The 6,062-nt window shown below is 73.2% G+C and carries 7 protein-coding genes and 1 tRNA gene; 5 read left to right on the forward strand and 3 right to left on the reverse strand.

Annotated features, from left to right (window positions below; genetic code table 11):
* Positions 1-52: 52 nt before the first annotated feature.
* Positions 53-691 (reverse strand): 5-formyltetrahydrofolate cyclo-ligase, encoded by a 639-nt coding sequence (locus ACFRCR_RS15820; protein ID WP_377678834.1) that lies wholly within the window; start codon positions 689-691, stop codon positions 53-55.
* Positions 692-965: 274 nt separating this feature from the next.
* Here ACFRCR_RS15820 and ACFRCR_RS15825 point away from each other — a divergent pair, with 274 nt between their 5' ends.
* From ACFRCR_RS15825 to ACFRCR_RS15835, 3 genes are all read left to right on the forward strand, one after another.
* Entirely contained in the window at positions 966-1,631 is a 666-nt protein-coding gene (locus tag ACFRCR_RS15825; protein ID WP_377678836.1) for a GNAT family N-acetyltransferase, read from the forward strand.
* A gap of 81 nt (positions 1,632-1,712) precedes the next feature.
* Positions 1,713-3,146, forward strand: a complete 1,434-nt coding sequence (locus tag ACFRCR_RS15830; RefSeq protein ID WP_377678838.1) for a hypothetical protein — start codon at positions 1,713-1,715, stop codon at positions 3,144-3,146.
* Positions 3,147-3,231: 85 nt separating this feature from the next.
* Positions 3,232-3,307: transfer RNA gene (locus ACFRCR_RS15835), tRNA-Ala, on the forward strand.
* Positions 3,308-3,475: 168 nt separating this feature from the next.
* On the opposite strand, the gene ACFRCR_RS15840 is transcribed toward ACFRCR_RS15835, so the two are convergent.
* Positions 3,476-3,697 (reverse strand): hypothetical protein, encoded by a 222-nt coding sequence (locus tag ACFRCR_RS15840; protein ID WP_377678840.1) that lies wholly within the window; start codon positions 3,695-3,697, stop codon positions 3,476-3,478.
* A gap of 161 nt (positions 3,698-3,858) precedes the next feature.
* Here ACFRCR_RS15840 and ACFRCR_RS15845 point away from each other — a divergent pair, with 161 nt between their 5' ends.
* Both ACFRCR_RS15845 and ACFRCR_RS15850 read left to right on the forward strand, forming a co-directional pair.
* On the forward strand, positions 3,859-4,656 hold the full coding sequence (locus ACFRCR_RS15845; protein ID WP_377678845.1) for a carbon-nitrogen hydrolase family protein: 798 nt from the start codon (positions 3,859-3,861) through the stop codon (positions 4,654-4,656).
* A gap of 28 nt (positions 4,657-4,684) precedes the next feature.
* Complete coding sequence (locus ACFRCR_RS15850) at positions 4,685-5,545, forward strand: carbohydrate kinase family protein (protein ID WP_377678841.1); 861 nt, start codon at positions 4,685-4,687, stop codon at positions 5,543-5,545.
* Positions 5,546-5,612: 67 nt separating this feature from the next.
* Here the strand turns inward: ACFRCR_RS15850 and ACFRCR_RS15855 are convergent, their stop codons facing one another.
* Positions 5,613-5,915 carry a hypothetical protein gene (locus ACFRCR_RS15855; protein ID WP_377678843.1) on the reverse strand — a complete coding sequence of 101 codons (303 nt, stop codon included), beginning with the start codon at positions 5,913-5,915 and terminating at the stop codon, positions 5,613-5,615.
* Between the last annotated feature and the right edge of the window lie 147 nt (positions 5,916-6,062).

The raw sequence follows: 6,062 nt of genomic DNA on the forward strand, positions 1-6,062 counted from the left end.
GGCTGGTGCCCGGGCGGGCCCTTGGTGCATGTCCGAGGGGCGGCGGAGCCGGTCAGTCCTGACCGATCCAGCGCCAGCCGAGCGGCGTCGCGACGGCGTCCACGGTCCGGTCGTGCTTCTCGAGGGGCAGCGGACGGTCCGTCGCGTCGTAGACCTCCTCGGGGAACACGACGGCGATCACCTTGGTGCCGGGGCGCACGTGCTCGAGCGCGCGGTCGTACCAGCCGCCGCCCTGCCCGAGACGGACGCCGTTCGAGTCGACCGCGAGCGCGGGCGCGATGACGACGTCGGCGTCGGCGAGCGCGGCCGCCCCGAGCGTGGGACCGCTCGGCTCGGGAGGCCTGCCCGGGGCGCGGACCTGGAGGTCGTGCGCGCCGTCGAACTCGGCCCAGTCGCGCTGGAGCCCCGCACCCAGGACGGGCAGGAGCACGCGGACGCCGCGGGCGGAGAGCCGCTCGAGCATCGCGGTGGTGCCGGGCTCGGCGGGACGCGCCGCATACGTGGCGACGCAACGCGCGGACAGGACCTCGGGGATGGTCTCGATCACGTCGGCGATCGCCAGTGCCGCTTCGTCGCGGCGGCGCTCGGTACGGGCGGATCGAGCGGTGCGGATGGCTTTTCGGAGGATCTCCTTCGCGTCCTCGGGTTCGATGCTTCCATGCAGGGGATAGGGCTGAACCGGGCCACTCATGCGCCTATTGTCGCAAAGGTTCGGGCAAGAAGTGTCCGTGCTGTCGTCGTCGGACGGAAAGGACCCGGATCGTGGAGCCTGGCGGGCGGCGGGTGGCCCAGGGAGGTGCGTCCTCACGCCATCGACGACGTCCGTCAGCTTTCGGTACGGGCGTACCCGCTGCTGGTGTCGGCGTGTCAGGTCGTGATACACCCTGTCCACCAGGCGTCGCGTCGGTGATCCTGGTGCTCGAAGGCACGACGTCTCGGGCTCTGCTGCCGGGGACGGACGATCGATGGGCACGGGAACTATGACGAACAAGCTCGCACGGACGTGGAGCGTGTCGAAGCCGTGGCCGGTCACGCTCCGCGAGGACGCGACGGACGGCAGCGTGGTGCTGCGACCGTTGCGCCGCAAGGACGGGCACGCGTGGATGACGCTCCGTGCCCGCAACGCCTCGTGGCTCGAACGCTGGGAGGCGACGTCGCCCCGGCCGGGTGCGGGCGGTGGCCCGCCGACCTTCGGCGAGTACGTGCGGATCCTGTCGGCCCAGGCGCGCGCGGGCACGACCCTGCCGTTCGCGGTCGAGCTGGACGGAGAGCTCGTCGGGCAGCTCACGGTGTCGAGCATCACGTACGGGTCGTTGTGCTCGGCGAGCATCGGGTACTGGGTCGGGGAGCACGTCGCCGGCCGGGGCGTGATCCCCACCGCGGTCGCGATGTCGGTCGACTACTGCTTCCAGGTCCTGGGGCTGCACCGCATCGAGATCAACATCCGTCCGGAGAACGGTCCGAGCCTGCGCGTCGTCGAGAAGCTGGGTCTGCGGGACGAGGGCGTGCGCGAGCGCTACCTCCACATCCAGGGCCAGTGGTGCGACCACCGCACGTTCGCGATCACGACCGAGGAGGTCCCGGACGGGCTCCTGACCCGCTGGCAGGAGCGGCGTCGCGACGCCCCATAGTGCATGGTCCCGTCAGGGAAAAGGACCGACACGCCGTGCGGCGTCCGGGAGCCCACCTGGCGGCTCGCCTACGGTCGGCATGTGGAATCGACGACGGGCTCGGCAGGCGTGGCAGTCCTTGCCCTGTTCGTGATCTGGTTCGCCTACTACGTGCCGCACCGCGTCAAGCAGCGTCAGCAGTTCCTGGACTCGCGGGTCGAGGACCGGTTCTCCGGCTCGCTGCGGGTCCTGGGGGTCGCGTCGGGCAAGCGTGAGCGTCGTGCGCCCCGCGGGCACCTGGGGCCCGCCGAGGGTCGTTCGCTGCTCCTGGGTCCGGCCGTCGCCACGGAGCCCGACGTCGGGATCCTGCTGCGGGTCTCCGACGCCGGCGACCCCGGCCCGGCCGCAGCGAGAGAAGTCCAGCAGGTCACGGCCGGTGGCACCGGCCACCGGCCGTCGTCGAAGGAGGGGCCGCAGACCATGGAGAACGACGTCCGCACGGGAGACCCTCGCCCGTCCATCCCGCCCGGGCGCCGCGCCGAGGGCGGGTTCGACGACCCGTTCCCGGCCCGCCGGGCGCCCTCGCCGTCACGCATCGCTCTGCTCGAGCGTCGCGCCAAGGCCGCGCGCCGGCGACTCGTGCTGACGATCCTGCTGCTGCTCGCGACCGCGGGTGCGTGGGTCGCGGTCGGCTTCGGCCTCGTGTCCTGGTACGCAGCAGCGGGCCCGACGGCGGCGCTCGTCCTGGTCCTCGTCCTGGGACGTCAGGCGGTGCTCGCCGCACGCCGGGCCGACACCGTGTGGCTCGCGGACCGTCGTGCGGCCGCCCGGGAGGCCGCACGCGCCTCACGAGGCCCGGTGCAGGGAAGCCCGGTCGCGCCGCGCAACGTCCACCCTTCGCGCGTCACGGGGCACGCCGTGCGCCCTTCGCAGACGAGCACCCAGATGATCCCGCGCGTCACGCCCGCCGACCTCGAACGAGGCGCTGCGCGCAGCCGCGACCGGCGTCCCGCGACCGGATCGACCGCCCGTGTCGAACCGGAGCCCGACCTAGCCCGACCCCGCACGGGTGCGAGCGGTGGCGAGCTGTTCGACGACCGGGACCGTGAGGAGCCGGTCGTCGTCGTGATCGAGGCGGAGGTCGCCGAGGTGGTGCCTGCCTCGGGCTCGGCCGCGCCCGAGGGAACACCCCGCCCCGAGCGGACGGCCCCGTCGACCGACGGCGAGCCCGGGGGAGCCTGGGAACCGGTTCCGGTGCCACGCCCGACGTACACCATGAAGCCCACGGCCTCCGAGACCGGCATCGCGCCGGTCCAGGTGGCCGTCCCTGTCGCACCGGCCGCCACTCCCCGCCCCGCCCCCGAGGCGACGGGCGCGGAGGTGACCGGCGTGCCGATGGTCCCGGGTGTGCCGGCCGCGCCGGTGTCGCCCCGTCCTGCGGCCCCCGCGGCAGGCGACGACAAGAAGCCCAAGACCGAGACGCTGGGCCTGGACCTCAACGAGATCCTGGCCCGCAGACGCGTCTCGGGCGGGTAGGTGCCCCGCGTGGGGGCCCGGGTGCGCCGCGAGGACGACGGATTGTCGAAGCACTCGGAACAGGTGCTAATGTTGACCTCGCTCTGGGGCTATGGCGCAGTTGGTAGCGCGTCTCGTTCGCAATGAGAAGGTCGGGGGTTCGAATCCCCCTAGCTCCACCAGGCACAAGGCCCGGAACCGTCAGGTTCCGGGCCTTCGTCGTTCCGTCATCCTGTGCTGCCTGGGGCCACGTGGGGGCCGACTGCTGACCGCGCACGCCGGACCCGCAGGATGCACCAGCCCGCGGGCGGTCCGGCGGCGGGCTTCGCCCACCCGAGAACACCTGGCGACTAGCCGTTCCACGTGTCGATGACGACGAGCAGCGCACCCCAGAAGACGAGGCCGCCGCCCAGGGCCATGCCGGTTCCGTGCGCGCCGGTGCTCGGCTCGTCCCTGCGCCGGCGAACGCCGGTCCCAACCCGCGCGAGCAGCATGAGCCCGAGTGCAGCCAGCACGAGCCCGACGAACGTCACCACCACGGCGGTACCGGACGCCTTCTTCTCGCGTGCCACGCAGATGCGAACATCCCTCGCCCCCTGAGGTCGACCGCCGTCCTGCACGTTCTCGATGTCTACCACGCCCGGGAGCCCTGTGCCGTAAGGAGCGCTCCCACGTCGACGGACCCGTCGGCGCTGCGGCGCCCCGCGTCGAACCCGCTACCATCACCCCCGTGATGCTGAGAGTGGCCGCCGTCCAGGCGGAGGCGATCCCGGGCGACACGGTCGCCAACGTCGAGAAGGCCGCACGTCTCACGGCCGAGGCGGCCGCGGCGGGTGCGCGCCTCGTCGTCTTCCCCGAGGCGTTCGTGACGGGCTACGACGACGCCGTCTTCGCGCGACCGCTGCCTCGCGCCGACGACCTGTCCTGGGCGTCGGCGTTGCAGCGCACGGTCGACGCGACGGGGACCGTCGTCGTGCTGAACACGGCGCTCGACCACGGCGGACGTCGCGCTCTGACCGACCTGGTGGTCGCGCCGGGGCGCGCTCCATGGGTCGCCTACGACAAGCAGCACCTGCACGCGAGCGAGCGCGACACCTTCTCCGCGGGGCCCGGCGGCGCGAGTCTGACCGTCGACGGCGTCGAGGTAGCCCTGTCCGTCTGCTACGACGCGAACTTCCCCGAGCACGCTGCCGCGGCCGCGGCCGACGGGGCGAGCGTCTACGTCAACAGCGGCGCGTACTTCCCCGGCGGCGCCCACCGGCGGGACCTGCACTACGCGGCCCGTGCCCTCGACAACGGGATGTACGTCGTCTTCGCCGGTCTCGTCGGGGCTCCGAGCGACTTCATCGGCGGGTCGGCGGTCTTCGACCCGTTAGGGCGCCGCGTCGCGCACGTCGAGTCCCGTGAGGGGCTGGCGATCGCCGACGTCGACCCTGCGGTGCTCTCGGCGGCCCGCGATGCACAGCGCATGTGGACCGACCGTCGTCCGGCGCTCGGCGACCGGGCCCGCGAGACGTTCTCGCCCGGCTGACCCCCGCGCCCGGGTAGCGTCGGCGTCCATGGACACCTCCGCGCCCGTCTTCGTCGCCGGCCCCGCCTCGTGGAACGAGCTCGTCTATCTCGACTCCCTGCCCGAGCCGCGCTCGCAGACGCTGTTCGCCGAGCGCCACCGGGCCACGGTCGGTGGGACGTCGGCGGGCAAGGCCCTCAACCTGCGCGCCCTGGGTCGCGGGGTCGTGCTGCGCACGGTCCTGGGGTCCGACGACGTCGCTCCCCGCGTCGAGGACGTCCTGCGGCAGGCGGGGGTCGCGCTCCTCGTGGAACCGTCGCCGGACGGTCGGACCGAGCGCCACCTCAACCTGATGGGCGGCACGGGTGAGCGGTTGTCGATCTATCTCCAGGCTCCCGGCGACGTGGCCCCTGGGCGGACGTGGGACGCCGCCGTCGCGGCGCTGACCGCTGCTCCGGCCGTCGTGGTCGACCTCGCGCTGCCCGCCCTGCCGCTGCTGCGCGAGGCGCGCCGTCTGGGCAAGGACGTGTGGTGCGACGTGCACGACTACGACGGCGAGGCCGAGTTCCACCGCGAGTTCGTCGAGTCGGCCTCGTACCTGTTCCTCAGCTCGGACCGGCTCCCGGGGTACCGGGCCTTCATGGAGGGCCGCGTGGCGGCCGGAGCCCGGCTCGTGGTGTGCACGCACGGTGCGCGGGGGGCGAGTGCCCTCACCGCCGACGGCGAGTGGGTCGAGGTGCCTGCTGTCGCCGTCGAGCGGGTCGTGGACACCAACGGTGCGGGCGACGCGTTCTTCGCGGGCTACCTCGACGCCCACCTGCGAGGGGCGGGGGTCGTCGAGGCGCTGGGCGAGGGTGCGCGGCGCGGTGCGCTGTGCGTGCAGAGCCCGGACCTGGCGCCGCTCGGCTGAGCCACGCGCTGCGGTGTCGTACGCGGGGTGCACGTGACGCAGCGGGCCGTTGCCCGCCAGGGGAAGGTCAGGATCCGGCGACGCACTCGATCGGGCGGCCGTTCACGTCGTGGATCCCCGGGCCGAGCTCTGCGCACTCGCCCATGAGCCACACCAGGGTCGCGGCCCAGATCACGATCGCGACGATCACGAGGAACGAGACCACGATCGCGGCCACGGCCCACCAGTTGTTGAGCCGGGCCCGCCGTGACTTCACGAGCCCGACGATCCCGAGGACCAGACCGACGAGCGACAGGGGGATCGACAGCACGAGCCCGACGATGCCGAGGGTCTTGCCGGGGTCGTGGACGACGGGCTGGGGGTGGGTCACGGGGGTCCTCGGGGTCGCAGCGATCAGGGACGGCACGGTGGCCGGCTCCAGTATCCCGGACCGTCGGGTCACGATCGTCCGGGTCCGCCTGCCGAGCCCTGCCCGACGAGTCGGGAGAACGCCCGTGGGCCCCGACCGGCGTACGGT

It is taken from the genome of Oerskovia sp. NPDC056781, from assembly GCF_042789955.1.
Classification (GTDB): Bacteria; Actinomycetota; Actinomycetes; order Actinomycetales; family Cellulomonadaceae; genus Oerskovia; species Oerskovia rustica.